The organism is Mucilaginibacter sp. (assembly GCF_964263795.1).
Lineage (GTDB): Bacteria > Bacteroidota > Bacteroidia > Sphingobacteriales > Sphingobacteriaceae > Mucilaginibacter.
In genome coordinates this window covers 1-17,344 of record NZ_CAXVWK010000102.1, presented here as the reverse complement: position 1 = coordinate 17,344, position 17,344 = coordinate 1, and the positions used below count along the sequence as shown (strand labels likewise).

Annotated in this window: 14 protein-coding genes; 8 read left to right on the top strand and 6 right to left on the bottom strand. The window is 45.7% G+C overall.

The features are described 5' to 3' along the window. A partial coding sequence (locus ACE5CV_RS16745; RefSeq protein ID WP_374951344.1) for an FAD:protein FMN transferase occupies positions 1-282 on the bottom strand: 282 nt, incomplete at its 3' end. 162 nt (positions 283-444) lie between these two features. Between ACE5CV_RS16745 and ACE5CV_RS16740 the strand changes: the two genes are divergently transcribed. Beyond that, positions 445-1,311, top strand: a complete 867-nt coding sequence (locus tag ACE5CV_RS16740; RefSeq protein WP_374951343.1) for a DUF808 domain-containing protein — start codon at positions 445-447, stop codon at positions 1,309-1,311. Positions 1,312-1,334: 23 nt separating this feature from the next. On the opposite strand, the gene ACE5CV_RS16735 is transcribed toward ACE5CV_RS16740, so the two are convergent. The 5 genes from ACE5CV_RS16735 to ACE5CV_RS16715 all read right to left on the bottom strand — a co-directional run bounded on the left by ACE5CV_RS16735 (position 1,335) and on the right by ACE5CV_RS16715 (position 9,093). Then, the gene (locus ACE5CV_RS16735; RefSeq protein ID WP_374951342.1) at positions 1,335-2,405 is read right to left on the bottom strand and encodes a metallophosphoesterase; all 1,071 of its coding nucleotides are present in this window, start codon (positions 2,403-2,405) and stop codon (positions 1,335-1,337) included. Between the two features lie 56 nt (positions 2,406-2,461). After that, entirely contained in the window at positions 2,462-3,997 is a 1,536-nt protein-coding gene (locus ACE5CV_RS16730) for a RagB/SusD family nutrient uptake outer membrane protein (RefSeq protein ID WP_374951341.1), read from the bottom strand. A 23-nt stretch (positions 3,998-4,020) separates the two neighbouring features. Beyond that, positions 4,021-7,365 carry a SusC/RagA family TonB-linked outer membrane protein gene (locus ACE5CV_RS16725; RefSeq protein WP_374951340.1) on the bottom strand — a complete coding sequence of 1,115 codons (3,345 nt, stop codon included), beginning with the start codon at positions 7,363-7,365 and terminating at the stop codon, positions 4,021-4,023. 113 nt (positions 7,366-7,478) lie between these two features. Beyond that, complete coding sequence (locus ACE5CV_RS16720) at positions 7,479-8,420, bottom strand: FecR family protein (RefSeq protein WP_374951339.1); 942 nt, start codon at positions 8,418-8,420, stop codon at positions 7,479-7,481. Positions 8,421-8,493: 73 nt separating this feature from the next. Beyond that, complete coding sequence (locus ACE5CV_RS16715) at positions 8,494-9,093, bottom strand: RNA polymerase sigma factor (protein ID WP_374951338.1); 600 nt, start codon at positions 9,091-9,093, stop codon at positions 8,494-8,496. Between the two features lie 165 nt (positions 9,094-9,258). Here ACE5CV_RS16715 and ACE5CV_RS16710 point away from each other — a divergent pair, with 165 nt between their 5' ends. From ACE5CV_RS16710 to ACE5CV_RS16680, 7 genes are all read left to right on the top strand, one after another. Continuing rightward, on the top strand, positions 9,259-10,584 hold the full coding sequence (locus tag ACE5CV_RS16710) for a sigma-54-dependent transcriptional regulator (protein WP_374951337.1): 1,326 nt from the start codon (positions 9,259-9,261) through the stop codon (positions 10,582-10,584). 375 nt (positions 10,585-10,959) lie between these two features. Further along, positions 10,960-11,037: a potassium-transporting ATPase subunit F gene (locus ACE5CV_RS16705; protein ID WP_374951345.1), complete on the top strand. Its 78-nt coding sequence runs from the start codon at positions 10,960-10,962 to the stop codon at positions 11,035-11,037. Positions 11,038-11,048: 11 nt separating this feature from the next. After that, entirely contained in the window at positions 11,049-12,767 is a 1,719-nt protein-coding gene (gene kdpA, locus ACE5CV_RS16700; RefSeq protein WP_374951336.1) for a potassium-transporting ATPase subunit KdpA, read from the top strand. A gap of 8 nt (positions 12,768-12,775) precedes the next feature. Continuing rightward, a complete protein-coding gene (gene kdpB, locus ACE5CV_RS16695) occupies positions 12,776-14,809 on the top strand; it encodes a potassium-transporting ATPase subunit KdpB (protein WP_374951335.1) in 2,034 nt (677 codons plus the stop codon). 11 nt (positions 14,810-14,820) lie between these two features. Beyond that, a complete protein-coding gene (locus ACE5CV_RS16690; RefSeq protein ID WP_374951334.1) occupies positions 14,821-15,387 on the top strand; it encodes a K(+)-transporting ATPase subunit C in 567 nt (188 codons plus the stop codon). A gap of 65 nt (positions 15,388-15,452) precedes the next feature. Then, positions 15,453-16,532: a porin gene (locus ACE5CV_RS16685; protein WP_374951333.1), complete on the top strand. Its 1,080-nt coding sequence runs from the start codon at positions 15,453-15,455 to the stop codon at positions 16,530-16,532. A gap of 5 nt (positions 16,533-16,537) precedes the next feature. Continuing rightward, the coding region (locus ACE5CV_RS16680; protein ID WP_374951332.1) for a sensor protein KdpD at positions 16,538-17,344 on the top strand (807 nt) is incomplete at its 3' end.

Below are 17,344 nucleotides of genomic sequence, written 5' to 3'. Positions count from 1 at the left end.
GGTCAGATCAAACACTTCACGATCCACCTTTACCGGCGCTATCCCGGCGTTTTGATTGACCAGCGATACCGGTGGTTGAGGTTTCCAGTCAGAGATCAGATATTCTATCCGGCTTACCTCGGCTATTACGGTATCAATATTTTGTTCGGCAGTTATCGAGTCTTTTGCTACGATGGTTATGTCCCAACGGCTGCCCATCAATTTGGTTGTGCGCTTTCTTAAAACCTGTGCGGTGGTGCTTAAAAAGCATAACAGGATAGCCGGAAGCAGTAAGATTTTCATGACGCAAATTTCGGTAAAAAAGCCGGTTTGTCATTCAAATTTAGTTCGAAAGACAGCCGTTGGATTAACGTATAATGACAATATCATATGTTGTAATGTATATTGCCAAAACTTATCACAGCGTACACGGTTTAGCCTATACTTTGTATTCTAAAAATTAATATGGCATCAGGTTTCTTTGCAATTTTAGATGATATCGGTGCTTTGATGGACGATGTATCAGTAGCAGCCAAAGTAGCTACCCGCAAAACGGCAGGCATTTTAGGCGATGATTTGGCTGTTAATGCCGAAAAAGCAACCGGCTTTTTGTCGTCGCGTGAACTGCCGGTACTATGGGCCATTACTAAAGGGTCGCTGCTCAATAAAATTATTATTGTTCCGATAGCATTGCTTTTGAACGCCTTTTTCTCAAGCGCCATTACCTGGGTGTTGATTTTAGGCGGGGTGTACCTTGCTTTTGAGGGAGTAGAAAAGATAGTAGAATATTTTTTTCATCACCCAAAAGCTGCGCAGGCGGTGGTCGTCGAAAACGAAACCAATGCTGCGGATGCCGAAAAAACAAAGGTGCGATCGGCCGTAACAACAGACTTTATCCTTTCTGTGGAAATCGTAATTATTGCACTTGGTTCTGTTACAGATGCCAGCTTGCCTATCCAGATTATCACTGTATCGGTAGTTGCCATCTTAGCCACTATTGGCGTATATGGTATAGTTGCCCTTATTGTGCGGATGGATGACGCCGGTTACAAGCTGATGAAAAGCGCTGATAACAAAGGGATACTTAGCACACTGGGCTCAATTTTGGTAAAGGCCTTACCAATCATTATTAAAATACTTGGTGTGGTAGGTACAATAGCTTTGATTCTTGTATCAGGCGGTATATTTGAACACAATATTCCTTATTTCCATCATGTGCTACCCAACCTGCCGCTACTAGTAAAAGAATTTGGATTAGGTTTAGTGGCCGGCTTGATAGCTGTTGCTTTTGTAGAGGGCATAAAAAAGGCGGTTAAGCTGGTTAAAGCTTAGTGCCGCCTTTTAAAATTGTAACTCTATTTAACAGCCTTATCAAACAACAGTACAGTAAACTGACTGTCGCCGTCGGTTTCTTCAACCTTTGCGTAAGGCGAGAAGGTCTTTACGCTTAACTGGTTATTTTTCACAGAGAACTTATACAAACGCATCAAACCGTTACCGCCATTCGGCCTGCTCTGGTAGTCATTCAAAAACGTTTTGATGGTATGGCCTTCGTAAACGTCTGTACGGTAGCCCTCTCCATTATCACCAACGTGGCCGCAGAGCATCATAAACAGGTTAGGGTTAACTTTCAAGCTTTCATATATAGCTTTGCCCTCCGCATTAAAGGGCGCTTGTGGTGTGTTAGTGCCCTTAACCGGGTTAAAATGCAATATGGAATGGCTTACCACAATAGCCTTACGTGAAGCATTATCCTTCAGGATTTTGTTAGCCCAGGTATAAAGGTTCGCCTGGTCTTCGTTATGCGAATCGAATTCCAGAAATACAACAATAAAAGCTACACCACCTGCGGTAAATTTATCGTAATGGCTGTCGTTATTATCACCATAATGCCCGCCGTAGTAGGGGCGACCTTCGAAGTGTTTAACTCCAAAATATTGGTTGTAACCACTTGTAGTGCCTTTAACAGGATATTGCGATGGGAACTGATCATGGTTACCTACGGTTAGGCCGTAAGGAATACTCACCGGATTTTCTAATCCGTAAATGGCTGTTTTCGCCAGGTACCATTCTGATTTTGACGTTACCGGGTTATCGCCGTGCTCGGTTATGTCGCCCATATGCGCAACATAGGCAATATTCTCTCTGGCCTGGTTCTTTCTGATCCACTCTATCTGTGCCTTAAACATATCAAAGTTACCGCCAAGTTGTGCTTGTGCCAGGTAGTATTGTGTATCAGGAAGCACCGCTATCGCAAAGTCACCCGGGTTAACCACTGCAGGGGCCCCCGGAGTATTTAACACTGTGTCGATAAAAACAACCGGCCTTAATTGTGGTAACTCCACTACCGAAGCGGTTGATTTGATGGCCGAGAAAGACAACCCTGCAAGCAAGGCGGCGGCAAAAAGGTTACTTCTGTTTTTCATTTTAATTAACATAAATGTAAAAGAACCCGGCAGTTTGCACACTGCCGGGACTGCTATTAATAGCCCGGGTTTTGAATCATCCCGGATGGGTTCAGTTCTACCTCATACTGCGGTATTGGGAACAACAATTTATTTTGAGTAAGCATGTATGCATTTGGTGCCAGGTAGTTAACCTTTGTACGCAAAGCTGCGCCGAAAGCATTCACTACATCGATGGCTTTTCCGGTACGAACCAAGTCATTCCATCGGTGATTTTCAAAGGCAAGCTCAACCCGGCGCTCGTGAGCTATAATATCCCTAAGTGACGTTTGGCCGGTACCCGCTGTAGCAGGCAGGCCTGCGCGTGCCCTTACCAGATTAAGCGCAGTAAGCGGTGATTTGCCCTGCTCATTCTGAGCCTCGGCCAATAGAAGTAAGGCATCAGAATAGCGGTAAATAGGGAAGTTATCGTTAGATCCTAAGGTTGTTGTTAACGGCGCATGCACATACTTTTTAATGTAAGGCACACCTACTTTCCCGGCTGCGGGCGTATAGTTAAGCACACTTTTGTTAGCTGAATAAACAAACAGATCGCTTGCGTTGTAAGCACCTTCTACAATACCGATTGATGCATCAAGGCGTTTATCGTTGGCTTCATAAGAGCTTATCAAATCCTGACTTGGGGTGTTCCAGCCACCTGTAGAGCTGTTGTTAATGTTGATGCCAAGCACAATGGTTGTGTTGGTGCTTCTCGGTAAAAAGTGGAAGGTAAGCGGGTTAGGGGTAGTACCCAACACAGTACCATTAAGGTATTGTACTTCGAACAACGATTCTTTACTGTTTTTATTTGTAGGTGAAAACGCATCGGCATAATTAGCGTTTAAGCCGTAGCCCATGCCGGCCAGGGTAGTAAGTAAGGTTTCGGCATCACTCCATTTTTTTTGCGTTGCGTAAACCTCGGCCAGCAACATGGTTGCCGAGCCTTTTGTGGCTGCGCCCGATTGCGGAAACTTCGGCACAGGTAGCTCATTAATGGCATCCTTTGCATCGGCTATTATTTGCGTATAAACCTCATCTACAGACGCGCGGTTTTTAAAAGCATCGTCGGTTCCTTTAACTTCTTTCAAGAACAGTGGTACGCCGCCGTATAGTCGTACAAGTTTAAAGTAGTAAAAAGCCCTTAAGAACTTCGCCTCACCATCTATAGGGGCTTTTACTGCTGCATCGATCGTTGATGACGCCAGGCGCTCTATAACGATGTTAGTGCGCGATACGCCGGTATAGCAGTGCTGCCAAACGGCGTTTGCGTAATCGTTGGTAGGTGTGTTGGTGAAATCAGAAATCTGCTCACGATACAAATAGGCCGTACCCCGGTTACTTGGATAAGGCTGATAAATTGTGTTATCCGAGTGCATCTCTGAGGTAAAATAATCGTTCAGCAGCACATCCCTTAATGGCGCATAGGCCGCAACAACCGCTTGTTTAAACTGATCGGCCGTTTTGTAGAAGTTTGCATCGGTGTATGAATCTTCTGGTACCAGATCGATGAAATCTTTTTTGCAGGCTGTTACCGAAACAGCAAGCATTGCAAGTACTATATATATCTTTTTCATGTAGTTTATCTTAAGTATATCTACTATTTAAATGTCGCCGACAGGCCGATTGAGAACGTTCTTGGTAACGGGTAAGCGTTTTCATCGACACCGATCCCGAGGGTTGGATCCTGGCCTGCAAAATTGATCTCGGGGTTAAGGCCTGAGTAGCCGGTTATCACAAATGCCTGTTGTACCGAACCGTAAACCCTCAGGCTTTTCATCAGCGTGTTTTTCAGGTTGACACGGTACCCCAATGAGATATTTTTTACCGAAAGGTACGATCCATCCTCGAGCCATTGGGAATTTACCTGCCTGCCCATAGCGGTAGTACCTGTTTTGGTACGTGGGTAAACACCCGAGCCCGGGTTTTCAGGCGATCTCCACCTGTCTGCAGCTGCGGCAAGCATTACACGCGATCCATCCATATTTGTTTGGTATGCCCATTTAGCTGCATTAAGGATTTGTCCACCAACGGAATAAGCCATATGAATGTTCAGATCGAAATTGCCGTAAACGAAGTTATTGGTTAAACCACCTGTAAAAGTTGGGGTTGGGTCTCCAATAAAGGTGCGGTCATTTACATCGTCAATAACTCCATCGCCATTGATATCTTTCACTTTAATGGTACCTACATCAGATGCGGTGCCGTACTTAGCCGAGTTGGCAAGGTCTGCAGCATCTTTGTACAAGCCCAGAAAAACAAAGCCGTAAAATTCGCCCAGGTGGTGACCTTCCTGCTGGCGGAAATAATCTGATGATACGGTATTGTTCCTGCGGATAAAGCCTGGGTCGACAAGATCCTTAATTACATTCCGGTCAAAGGAAATATTAAAATTGGTATTCCATTTTAATTTACCGGTAAGATTGGTGCTGTTGACAGAAAACTCGTGGCCCCATAGCTCAACCACGCCAACGTTGTCCAATATGCTTCCGAAACCTGATGCCCTTGGGATAGGCCGCTGCATGATTAATCCGTCAGAAATCTTGTGGTAATAATCATAAGTGATGTTCAAACGGTTTTTAAGAAGCGACAGGTCAAAACCGATATCGAACTGCTTATTGCGCTCCCAGCGAAGGTTGGCATTTTGCAACCTGTTAATTGTTTGGCCTGCTGTTGAAACACCATCGCCAGCGTAATAGTACTTGCCTACAGTAGCCTGTGCCTCGTAATTACCAAAAAAGTTATTACCGGTAATACCATAACTGGCCCTGATCTTAAACAGGTCGACAGCTTTGGCATTTTCCATGAAACTTTCATCGCTCACCACCCAACCTGCAGATACTGAAGGGAAGGTTCCGTATTTTTGATCGGCACCAAAACGTGACGAACCATCGCGGCGGACAGCACCTTGTAATAAGTATTTGCCTTTATAGTTGTAATTCACGCGGGCAATGCTTGATAAAAGCGAGTAAGAGGAATAACTGCTGTTTCCTGCTGAAAGGCTGGTTGCCGCTGTTAAGTAAGGTATGTTGTCATCAGGGAAACCCAAGCCAGTAAGCGTGTTACCGTAGCCACTATATTTTTGGATAGAGTAACCGCCCAGCACCTCTAAATTGTGGTTGTTAGCAAAGGTTTTGTTGTAAACCAGGTTACCCTCCGCGGTGTATGACCCGTTATCTGTGGAACTGCTTATACCTGTAGCCTGGCCAATAGTTGAGGTAACTACGCCAGATTGGTAATACTTGCGACTTTCGTTACCTTTATCAACCGCAAAGTTTGTTTTTAGTGCCAATCCTTTTATAAACTCATAGTTCAAATAGGCGTTTCCTAAAATTCGGGTTGTTTTATAATCATCCTGAGTTAGGTTAAATTGAGCCAGCGGGTTGATGTAAGCCACCATACCCGGCGAATAAGTATCCCGGTTGTAACTGCCATCTTCGTTATAAGGCGATTTCAACGGACTTGCTTCAAAAATCCTTTCAAATAAACCACCTACACCATCAGTGCCCAAACGGTTGTTATGATCAAGGCGGTAACTTGGTGCAATGTTAAAGCCTAACTTAAGCCGGTTACTTAACAGACTTAGGTCCTGGTTCATTCTTAACGAGTATAGCTTTGTACCTGTATTTATCAGCACACCCTGTTGCTCCTGATAACCCACTATTACGGTAGATGTTGAATTTTCGCAAGCGGACTGAACTGTCACATCATAGTTTTGAATGGGGGCGGTGCGGGTAAGTAATTTGTACCAGTTGGTTCCTTCGCCATATTGCTCAGGATTTAAATATTCGGTAGGGGTTGCAGTTGTATATCCGGGCTCGTATTTACGGGCATCCTCAAACTTTTCTTTCATGAACTGGGCAAAACCGCGGGCGTCCATCATTTTTGGTACACGTTCGCCAGGTATTTTTTGGATGCCATAGTTGGCGTTGAACTCAACCTTGCTATCGCCGGGTTTGGCATGTTTGGTAGTTATTAACACCACGCCATTTGCAGCGCGGGAACCGTACAGCGCCGTTGCCGATGCATCCTTTAACACGCTGTAGCTTTCTACCTCAGATGGGTTGATGTTGTTGATACTGCCGGTAACCGGTATACCATCTACTACAAAAAGCGGTTGGTTACTGGCATAAAAAGATGCCGCACCACGAATCCTGAACTCGACACCACGGCCGGGCTGACCGCTGCTTTGCGCAATATGCACACCTGCAATTTTACCCTGTAACTGCTGGGCAAATTGATTAACCGGCATGTCATCTAACTGTTTCGCATCCAGTTGAGCAATAGAACCGGTAACTTCCCTGGCCCGTTGTTTACCGTAACTTACGGTAACTTCCTGCAACATGGCGCCGGGTAGCATCCGGATGTTTGATACGGTTGTACGGTCGGGCCCAACGGTGATATTTACATCGGCCTGTCTAAAACCAACAAAACTTACTGAAAGGGTATAGTTACCCTCAGGCAACGATAAGGTGTAATTGCCATTAACATCGGCAGTAGCACCTAATGATGTACCGGCTACACGTACGCTTGCGCCGGGAAGCGGCTCGCCTTTATCGTCGGTAACCTTTCCGGTAACTTTGCCGGCTGCTTGTTTAAAAAGCAATACGTTGCCGCCCTGTTCTTTAAAACCAATGCCCTGGTTGGTAAGTATACCTGCAAGGATAGCCTCTACAGTTTGGCCCTTATAGCTGGCAGGTTTTACAAACTTGTCTGCAAGTTTCAGGTAAACTTCATCATAGGCAAATATAAGATCTGTCTTTTTTTCCAGTTTTTTCACAACTGCAGATAGTGTTTCATGTTCAAAAGAAATATCAATACGGGTATTAATGCCCTGTGCATTCAGATCGGTTGCCTGTACCGATAACAGACCCGTAATTAATATGGAAAAAATTAGAAATGTGATACGCATAAACTGCCTCCATAACTGTGTATAAAAATTCATATTTTTGATTGGCTTTGTAATAAGTAATTAGTTGCTGAGCTTGGCAAACAATGTGTTAGAACTTGGTTTGCTTAAATTTTGGCCGGTTTCCGCGGCAACGGAAGCCGGTTTTTTTAGTAAAGCACTACTTCATTTCCCTCCCTTCTGTAATGCGTATTATGTATTAAGCTGATCACTTTAAGGGCGTCATCTGCAGGCCTGTTGCGCTGCAGGCGCAAGGTGAACTGGTATTGCGACACCGCTTTATTTGCCGCTGTAAGTTTAAGAGCAAACAAGTTTTTAACTACCAGGGCTAACTCATCGAAGCTGGCCTGGGCCAAATAAGTGTCGCCATCTTTCCAGCTTTGGCTTTCTGATATATTGATATTGTTTTGGTGATACGCCTTAGTTAGGTTGTCAAAAACCAATTCCTGGCCGGGTGTTAAAAAGGATAACGTTTTGCCGCCGGTACTGATACCTACCTTGCCGGTTGCCACTGCTATTTTGATATGCTTTAGCGTGGTATAGGCATTTACATTGAATGATGTACCCAACACCTGTATCTGTAAAGCGCCCGTACTAATGCGAAATGGCTTGGCGTCATTATGCTTTACCTTTAAAAATACCTCGCCGTCATCCAGCAGGATATTACGAATAGACCCGTTGAATGAAGCGGGAATGCGAACGCGGCTTAACGCATTAACCCACATTACCGAACTATCGGGCAATGTGATCTGCTTCACCTCGCCGGCCCGGGTAAGCAGCGTGGTGTAAATTTCTGCAACGGCGGATTTTTTATTGAAGTAAAAAAACAGCGCAGCGCCAAATATAAGTACAAAGCTAGCAGCAATGCGGAAGTAAAGATTTGTCCGGCGAGGCCTTAGGGGTATAACCGTAGCATTGTTAAGTTTTTTGCGGATCGCGTTTTTTACCGCTGCTTTTTCCTTATCGGTAATCTCAGCACCTTCGGCTTTTTCATATGATTTGTACCATGCCTCTACAACGGCGCTTTCGGTTTCGTTAGCAGTGCCGTTTAGATAGCGTGACAACTTTTTTCTGAATCGTGTAATGTCCATCCTCTGGGGTTTTCAGCATTAAGTCGCTAAAAAGGGCCTGAGGTACTTATAATTACAATTAACTTTGTGTTAACTATATATTAAGCAGGACAAGGATGAAGGCAAGATAGGTAACCTGTTTTTCTGGATGATGCTCGATTATAGCACTGCGTAAGCGCCTGGATACCTCGCCTATATAATTTTTAACCGTTTGCTCGGCAACGCCCAGTTCGCCTGCAATTTCTTTTACAGGTTTATTTTCGCTACGCAATTGATAAACCTTTTGCAGCATATCCGGCATATTACCTAAAGTTTTCTCCAAAGTTTCCTCTAACTCAAAGTAGCCGGCATTCTCGTTAATGGAAGTTTCCAAAAGATGCACGCGTTGCAAGGCATCGTCAAGGCGTACTTCGTTTACATTCTTTGAACGGAAATGGCTTATCACACTAAACTTGGTGGCGCTCAGCAGGTAATTCTCAAGTGACGATTGGATGTGTAAAGTATGGCGGCGTTCCCAAAGTTTTATAAACAATTCCTGAACGATATCCTGCGCTATGGAAACGTCGCCTACACGGGCAAGTGCAGCCCGGTATAAGCGTTCCCAGTAACGGTCAAACAACAAATCGAATGAAGCGTGGTTATCATTTTTAAGTTGAAGCAGTAGCTCCGTATCTGAAATTTGCTGCGTTATCATCTACCCCGCAAAAGTAAGGTACTAATGTTAAGTTAACTTTAAGATTTAGCTGAAAGCCATTCTTCTTAAACATGAAAGCAGTTAACAAGGCATGATTTGATAATTATTAAGCACGGCTTTTATATTGTTTTGCTTAGTTATACAACTTTTCGTTATTTGTACCACATGCAAGCGACTATACTTATCATCGACGACGAAAAAAAATTGAACGATCTGCTTTCGCGGATCATCGGTTTAGAGGGTTTTAAGGTTTTGCAGGCATTTACCGGCAAAGAAGGTTTAAAGCTTTTAGAGAAAGAAGATGTGCTGGTAGTATTAAGCGATGTGAAACTGCCTGATGTAAACGGTGTAGACCTTGTTAAAACAATAATACAGTTAAAGCCCTTTGTAGAAGTTATCAACCTCACAGCTTATGGTACCATAACTGATGGTGTGCGATCCATTAAAAACGGTGCCTTTAACTACATTGTAAAAGGCGACGACAACGATAAGATCATTCCCCTGCTAAACCAGGCAGTTGAAAAAGCGCAGGTACAACAAAACGCTTACAATGCAGATAAAAAGGTAAGCACCAAACACAGCTTTGCGCAGATCATCGGTCATTCTAAGCCGATAACTGATGCGGTAAACCTTGCCCGCCGGGTTGCAGCTACCGATACTACGGTGCTCTTACTGGGCGAAACCGGTACGGGTAAGGAGGTTTTTGCATCTGCTATCCACTACGAGAGCCAGCGCAGGCAGATGCCGTTCGTCGCGATCAATTGCAGCAGCTTTACCGGCGAATTGTTAGAAAGCGAACTTTTTGGCTACAAGGCTGGTGCATTCAGCGGAGCTAATAAAGATAAAAAAGGTTTGTTTGAAGAGGCTCATCATGGCAGTATCTTTTTAGATGAAATAGGCGAGATGAACCTCAGCCTCCAGGCTAAGTTGCTCCGGGTGCTGGAGAGCAAAACCTTTATCAAATTAGGCGATACCCAAACTACAAAAGTGAACATCCGTATTATGGCTGCCACTAACCGCGATCTGCGGGTCGAAGCTGAAGAAGGGAGGTTCCGGCCGGATCTTTATTACAGGTTGGCGGTATTTACCATTTCGCTCCCCTCGCTAAACGAGCGCAAGGAAGATATAGAACCTTTGGCGAAGTACTACCTTAGATTTTTTGCAGATAAAGCGGGTAAGCCGGTGAAGATGAGCGACGAATTCAGCACTATGCTAAAGCGCCACCAGTGGAAAGGCAATATCCGCGAATTGAAGAACGTGATGGAACGTGCCGTTATCCTAGCCGACAATCTTTTAACGCCCGATGTTTTGCCTCCTCAATTTAACAATCAAATTGCTACCGACAATTCATCTCTCGATTTGCAAAGTATCGAGAAGCAGCACATTGCTAAAGTGCTGGCGTATACTAAAGGCAACAAAACCGAAACTGCAAGGCTGCTTGGCATTGGCCTAACTACCTTATATCGAAAGATAGACGAATACGGGTTGTGATTTATAAATAAAAATCTACAGATTCATTGATTATAAGAAGAAAGGGTTTAACCCAATTACCCGGCTTGTAAACTTTAGCGTGTAATAACTTCTGTAGCTTAATCCTATCCGCATTCTCCAAATATTAACGTCTCTCCATTCTAAAATGATAATCAACCCTTCCGAAATGGAAGGGTTTTTTGTTGGATATAAAATTCATAATATTTAAAAATCTTGATTTACAATGAGTTAACCATGTCTCTTAAAATCGGCATCGCTATTGGCATACCCTGTCAAAATAATAACAAATGATGACACTACTTCTTTTTTTGGCCATGCTAATCAGCTGGTGGTTTATTTGGAAATCTATCGACTGGTTCGAAAAAATCTAAGCATATGATCGCACTATTTATTATCGCAGTTGCAGTATTTCTATACATGGTATATGTGCTGCTGAAACCTGAAAATTTTTAACCTGACCCACGATGAACACAGAACTATTTGGAATCGTTGCCTCCTTCAGCCTGATGCTGTTGATCGGCATCCCGCTAGGCAAATACCTGGCAAAGATGTTTGCCGGAGAAAAGGTATGGACCGACTTTATGAAACCGTTAGAGAGCGGTATTTATAAGCTATCCGGCATCAACCCTAATGAACCCATGAACTGGAAACAGTTCTTAAAGGCCATGATGTGCATCAACCTTTTATGGTTGGTTTACGGCTTTTTTGTATTGATGTACCAGGACAAGCTGCCGCTTAACCCGGACGGCAACCCCGGCATGAGTGCCGACCTTGCCTTTAATACCATCATCAGCTTTGTGGTGAACTGTAACCTGCAGCACTACAGCGGCGAAAGCGGTGCCGGCTACCTGGTACAACACTTTATCTTCATGTTTTTGCACTTTGTAAGTGCAGCTACCGGTATTGCCTGTGCTGTGGGCCTGTTCAAGGCATTTCGTGATAAAACCACTAACGATCTGGGCAACTTCTGGAACTACTTCCTGAAAGCCATTACCCGTTTGTTGCTGCCCTTATCTGTCGTGGTAGCGCTGATACTGACTTTTAACGGCACGCCAAGCAGCTATGCTGGTAAAGACCGGTTTATCTCTTTACAGGGCGATACCGTAAACGTGTCCCGCGGCCCTGCCGCGCAGATGATCGCTATCAAGCACCTGGGCACCAACGGTGGCGGCTGGTTTGGTGCCAACTCTGCACATCCCCTGGAAAACCCCAACTACATTACCAATATCACCGAGATCGTATCGCAGATGATCATCCCGGTTGCCATGGTGCTGTGCTTCGGCTACTTTATCCGCCGGAAAAAACTGGGCTTGGTGATCTTCGGGGTGATGATGACCGGCGCCCTGCTGCTGCTCATTCCAAGTATTGGCAGTGAAACAGGCGGCAACCCAGCTATTGCCCAAATGGGTATAGCGCAGCCAACCGGCGCTATGGAAGGTAAGGAAGTACGCATCGGGCCTATGGCTACCGCCTTTTGGAGTACCTTTACCACCATCGTATCTACCGGATCTGTAAATGGTATGCATGACAGTACCATGGCCTTAACTGGTTTATGGCAGTTACTGGGCATGATGATTAACGGCTTTTTCGGCGGTTGCGGCGTGGGTGTGTTGAACTATTTCATCTACCTCATCATCGCCGTGTTCATCTCCGGACTGATGGTGGGCAGGACCCCGGAATTCCTGGGTCACAAGGTGGAAGCGCGGGAAGTAAAAATTGCTGCATTGATCACTTTATTGAGTCCGTTCCTGATCATGGCGGGTACAGCCATAGCGGCATATATCTTCACCAATCACGGCAATGCAGATTGGGCGGTTAAGCCATCGGCATGGCTAAACAACCCCGGCTTCCACGGATTCAGTGAGATGCTTTACGAGATGACCTCATCCAACGCCAACAACGGTTCCGGCTTTGAGGGTTTGGGGGATAACAATATCTTCTGGAACGTATCTACCGGCATCGTCATGATCCTGGGCAGGTTCCTGCCGATCATCGGCCCGGTGGCCATAGCAGGTATGCTCGCACAGAAAAAGTACATCCCCGAATCTGCCGGTACACTCAAAGTGGATACCGTTACCTTCGGGCTGATGACCTTTGCAGTGATCCTCGTTTTAAATGCATTATCCTACTTCCCTGCTTTGGCTTTGGGCCCTATCGCGGAATTCTTTTCTATGCCTAAATAATCATAATCATGACAACTAAATCAAATAAATTGTTCGAACCGGCCCTGGTGCAAACCGCATTGAAAGAGTCGTTCATCAAACTGAACCCTCAGGTTATGCTGCGCAACCCGGTGATGTTTACCGTGGAAGTAGGCACCGCGGTGATGCTTTACATGAGCGTTTACAGCTTACTGTATGCCGGTCAGGGTTCGTTTGCATACAACCTGATCATATTTATCGTACTGCTGCTGACCCTGCTGTTTGCCAACTTTGCCGAAGCCATCGCCGAGGCGCGTGGCAAGGCTCAGGCGGATAGCTTACGCAAAACACGCGAAGAAACGCCGGCTAATGTGTTATTGCCCGACGGCAGTATCGTCAGCAAATCATCCAATGAACTACGCAAAGGTGATGTATTTGTATGTGAGGCCGGTGATACTATCCCAACGGACGGGGAGATCACCGAAGGTTTGGCCACGATCGACGAATCGGCCATTACCGGCGAATCCGCCCCGGTCATCCGCGAAGCGGGTGGTGACAAGTCTTCGGTTACCGGCGGTACCAAAGTATTATCTGATAAGATCAAAGTAACGGTAACCACCGAGCCGGGCGAAAGCTTCCTGGATAAGATGATCGCGCTGGTTGAAGGCGCGTCCCGTCAGAAAACACCTAACGAGATCGCCTTGACCATATTGCTGGCCAGCTTTACGCTGATCTTTATTATTGTATGTGTTACGCTGAAACCGTTTGCAGATTACGCCAATACGCCGATCACCATCGCCGCACTGATATCGCTGTTCGTTTGTCTGATCCCTACCACTATTGGCGGCCTTTTATCGGCTATCGGTATTGCCGGGATGGACAGGGCACTACGTGCCAACGTGATCACCAAATCGGGTAAAGCGGTAGAGACCGCGGGCGATATCGACGTATTGCTTCTGGATAAAACCGGTACCATTACCATCGGGAACCGAAAAGCCACCCACTTCTGGCCTGCTTTGGATATCCTGCCGGACGACCTGGTGCGTGCCGCCGTGCTGTCATCGCTTGCAGATGAAACACCCGAGGGAAAGTCTATCATTGAACTGGCCGCGCAAAGTAATATGAGCATTGCAACCAGTGCGCCTGCCGGGGCCGAATTCATCAAATTCACTGCCGAGACCCGCTCAAGCGGTATCAATACCCCTGATGGCCTGCGGATACGCAAAGGCGCGTTTGATGCCATATGCAACTTATCTGTAAATGCGGGTAACCCATTCCCGGCAGATGTGGAAGACCGTGTAAAAACAATTGCATCCAATGGCGGTACGCCGCTGGTAGTTTCCCAAAATGAAAAAGTGCTGGGCACTGTGGAATTGCAGGACATTATCAAGCCCGGCATTGCCGAACGTTTTGAGCGCCTGCGTAAAATGGGGATCAAAACGGTAATGGTTACCGGCGATAACCCGCTTACCGCCAAGTTCATTGCGGAGAAAGCCGGTGTGGACGATTTTATTGCTGAGGCCAAGCCGGAGGACAAGATGAACTACATCAAGCATGAACAGCAGGAAGGCCGTTTAGTTGCTATGATGGGCGACGGTACCAATGATGCCCCTGCGCTTGCACAGGCCGATGTGGGTGTAGCCATGAACAGTGGTACCCAGGCCGCAAAAGAAGCCGGTAACATGGTGGACCTGGATAACGACCCGACCAAGCTGATCGAGATCGTGGAGATCGGCAAGCAATTGCTGATTACCCGCGGAACCCTTACTACATTTTCTATCGCGAATGACGTGGCTAAATACTTCGCCATCGTTCCGGCCCTGTTCATTGCTTCCATCCCGGCATTGCAGGCTATTAATATCATGCACCTGCACAGCCCGGAAAGCGCGATCCTGTCTGCCGTGATCTTTAACTCCATCATCATCCCGGTGCTGATACCATTGGCACTTAAAGGGGTAGAATACAAACCGATCGGTGCCAGTGCCCTGTTACGCCGCAACCTGCTCATTTATGGTTTGGGCGGTGTGATCGCACCATTTATCGGCATCAAATTAATCGACCTGCTTATTTCCTTATTCTTTTAATAACAACGATCATGAAATCAAATATCATCAAATCCATCCGCATCACCCTGGTATTAACGCTGATCCTGTGCGTGGTATACCCGGTAGCTATTTCCCTTGCCGGCAAGTTAGCCAAAGGCCACGGCGACGGCGAAACCATCGTGGTAAACGGCAAAGTAGTTGGCTATGCCAACGAAGGCCAAAGTTTTACCCAGCCCAAATACTTTTGGGGAAGGCCGTCGGCAGTTGGTTACAACGCAGCCGGTTCAGCGGGTTCAAACAAAGGCCCGAGCAATCCCGACTATCTAAAGGATGTAAGCAGTCGTATTGATACACTGCTTAAATATCACCCATACCTGAAACGTTCGGATATCCCTGCCGAAATGGTAACCGCATCAGGCAGCGGCCTTGACCCGGATATCTCGCCGGCTGCTGCAAAGATCCAGATCAAGAGGGTAGCGGATAACCGTGGTTTATCCGTTCAAAAAGTAACAGACCTGGTTGCGCAGCAAACAGAAGCACCCCTGCTGGGCATGTTTGGCCCGGCTAAAGTGAATGTGCTGAAATTGAATGTTGCACTGGATGAACTTAAAAAATAAAAGACCCTAATTCTACCTATATACTATCCCCTGCAGCTTTTGCTGCAGGAACTATCTACCCTAACATGAAAAAAATTCTATTCAGTGCAGCAATCTTGTTGGCTGCAGTAACAGTAAAGGCACAAGACAGTACTAAAACCAATAACCTGACTATTAGCGGGTATGCAGAGATCTATTACGGATTTGATTTTAACCGCCCGACTAATAATACACGGCCCGGTTTTGTTTACTCTCATAACCGACATAATGAGGTTAACCTTAACCTGGGCTTCATAAAGGCCAATTATGATAACGGCTTAATAAGGGCAAACGTGGCTTTAATGGCAGGTACTTACACCAATGCAAATTTGGCTGCGGAGCCGGGCGTGCTCAAAAATATTTTTGAAGCAAACGCCGGTGTCAAGCTTTCTAAATCAGCCAACCTTTGGCTGGATGCGGGTGTTTTTGCTTCACATATCGGGTTTGAAGGGGCTGTGTCAAAAGATTGCTGGGTGCTTACACGTAACATCGCGTCAGAAAACACACCTTATTATGAAGCCGGTGCAAAATTAACTTATGCCACAAACGATGGTAAATTAACTTTGTCAGGTTTATATTTAAACGGCTGGCAGCGTATACAGCGCCAGGATGCAAATAGTAAACCTGCCGGTGGTGTACAGATAACTTACAAGCCATCGAGCAGTATCACGTTAAATTACAGCAATTACTTGGGTATTGAAGGTGCCGATTCTGTTGGCGTAAAACGTTTTTACAATAATTTTTATGGTATATTCCAGGTAACCAATGCGTTGGGCTTAACTTTAGGCTTTGATTATGGCTCGCAGCAACAAACCAAAAACAGCAGCGGATATTACCACGTGCTTTCGCCGGTAGCCGTAGCGCGTTACCAGCTGGCCAGCAAATGGGCAATGGCCGGCAGGATAGAATACTACGAAGATAAAAATGGTGTATTTATAGCGACAGGGACACCTAATGGATTTAAAACCACGGGTTATTCCTTGAACCTGGATTATGCACCGGTATCTAACGCACTAATACGTTTAGAAGGAAAAGTTTATGACAGTAAAGACGAGGTGTTTACACGTTTTGGTAATCCCATCAGCACCAACCCGCTTATCACGGCAAGTTTCGCGGTATCATTTTAATCAACATGGAAGAAGAGCAGCATAAGGATACCTCCGTAAGAGATTTTATCGATCTTGTCAAAAAAAGCAGGCGCGGTAAGCTGAAGATCTACATCGGCATGAGTGCCGGTGTAGGCAAAACTTACCGAATGTTGCAGGAGGCCCATGCGCTGCTCAAAAATAATATAGACATCCAGATAGGCTATATTGAAACACATAACCGGGCAGAAACCCACGCCTTGCTGGGCGGTTTGCCCTTTATCGCACGACGCAAAACATTCTACAAAGGCAAAGAACTGGAAGAAATGGATCTGCAGACCATCATCAACCGTCACCCCGAAGTGGTGATAGTTGATGAACTGGCACATAGTAATATTGAAGGTAGTAAAAACAGTAAGCGCTGGCAGGATGTAAAGGACATTTTAGAAGCCGGTATCAGCGTGATCACCGCGGTAAATATTCAGCATTTGGAAAGCCTGAACGAAGAGATTGAAGATATTACCGGCATCCCCATTACTGAACGTGTGCCCGATAAAATATTGGAGGTTGCCGATGAGATCGTCAACATCGACCTTACAGCAGACGAACTGATCGACAGGCTTAAAGACGGGAAAATTTATGATAAGGCAAAAGTAGAAACCGCTCTAAAGAATTTTTTCCGGAACGAAAAGATCCTCCAGTTACGGGAGATAGCCTTAAAAGAGGTTGCACACCACCTGGAGCGCAAGATTAATATTGAAGTGCCAAAACAGGTCAAGTCACGGCCCGAGAAGTTTTTGGCCTGCATCTCCTCAAACGCCGAAACTGCTAAGATCGTTATCCGCAAAACGGCG

Excerpts from the sequence above, each read along its gene's own strand:
- ACE5CV_RS16710 (WP_374951337.1), top strand. The coding sequence starts at position 9,259 with ATGCAAGCGACTATACTTATCATCGACGACGAAAAAAAATTGAACGAT.
- ACE5CV_RS16705 (WP_374951345.1), top strand. The coding sequence starts at position 10,960 with ATGATCGCACTATTTATTATCGCAGTTGCAGTATTTCTATACATGGTA.
- ACE5CV_RS16685 (WP_374951333.1), top strand. The coding sequence starts at position 15,453 with ATGAAAAAAATTCTATTCAGTGCAGCAATCTTGTTGGCTGCAGTAACA.
- kdpA (WP_374951336.1), top strand. The coding sequence starts at position 11,049 with ATGAACACAGAACTATTTGGAATCGTTGCCTCCTTCAGCCTGATGCTG.
- kdpB (WP_374951335.1), top strand. The coding sequence starts at position 12,776 with ATGACAACTAAATCAAATAAATTGTTCGAACCGGCCCTGGTGCAAACC.
- ACE5CV_RS16735 (WP_374951342.1), bottom strand. The coding sequence starts at position 2,405 with ATGAAAAACAGAAGTAACCTTTTTGCCGCCGCCTTGCTTGCAGGGTTG.
- ACE5CV_RS16740 (WP_374951343.1), top strand. The coding sequence starts at position 445 with ATGGCATCAGGTTTCTTTGCAATTTTAGATGATATCGGTGCTTTGATG.
- ACE5CV_RS16715 (WP_374951338.1), bottom strand. The coding sequence starts at position 9,093 with ATGATAACGCAGCAAATTTCAGATACGGAGCTACTGCTTCAACTTAAA.
- ACE5CV_RS16690 (WP_374951334.1), top strand. The coding sequence starts at position 14,821 with ATGAAATCAAATATCATCAAATCCATCCGCATCACCCTGGTATTAACG.
- ACE5CV_RS16730 (WP_374951341.1), bottom strand. The coding sequence starts at position 3,997 with ATGAAAAAGATATATATAGTACTTGCAATGCTTGCTGTTTCGGTAACA.
- ACE5CV_RS16720 (WP_374951339.1), bottom strand. The coding sequence starts at position 8,420 with ATGGACATTACACGATTCAGAAAAAAGTTGTCACGCTATCTAAACGGC.
- ACE5CV_RS16725 (WP_374951340.1), bottom strand. The coding sequence starts at position 7,365 with ATGAATTTTTATACACAGTTATGGAGGCAGTTTATGCGTATCACATTT.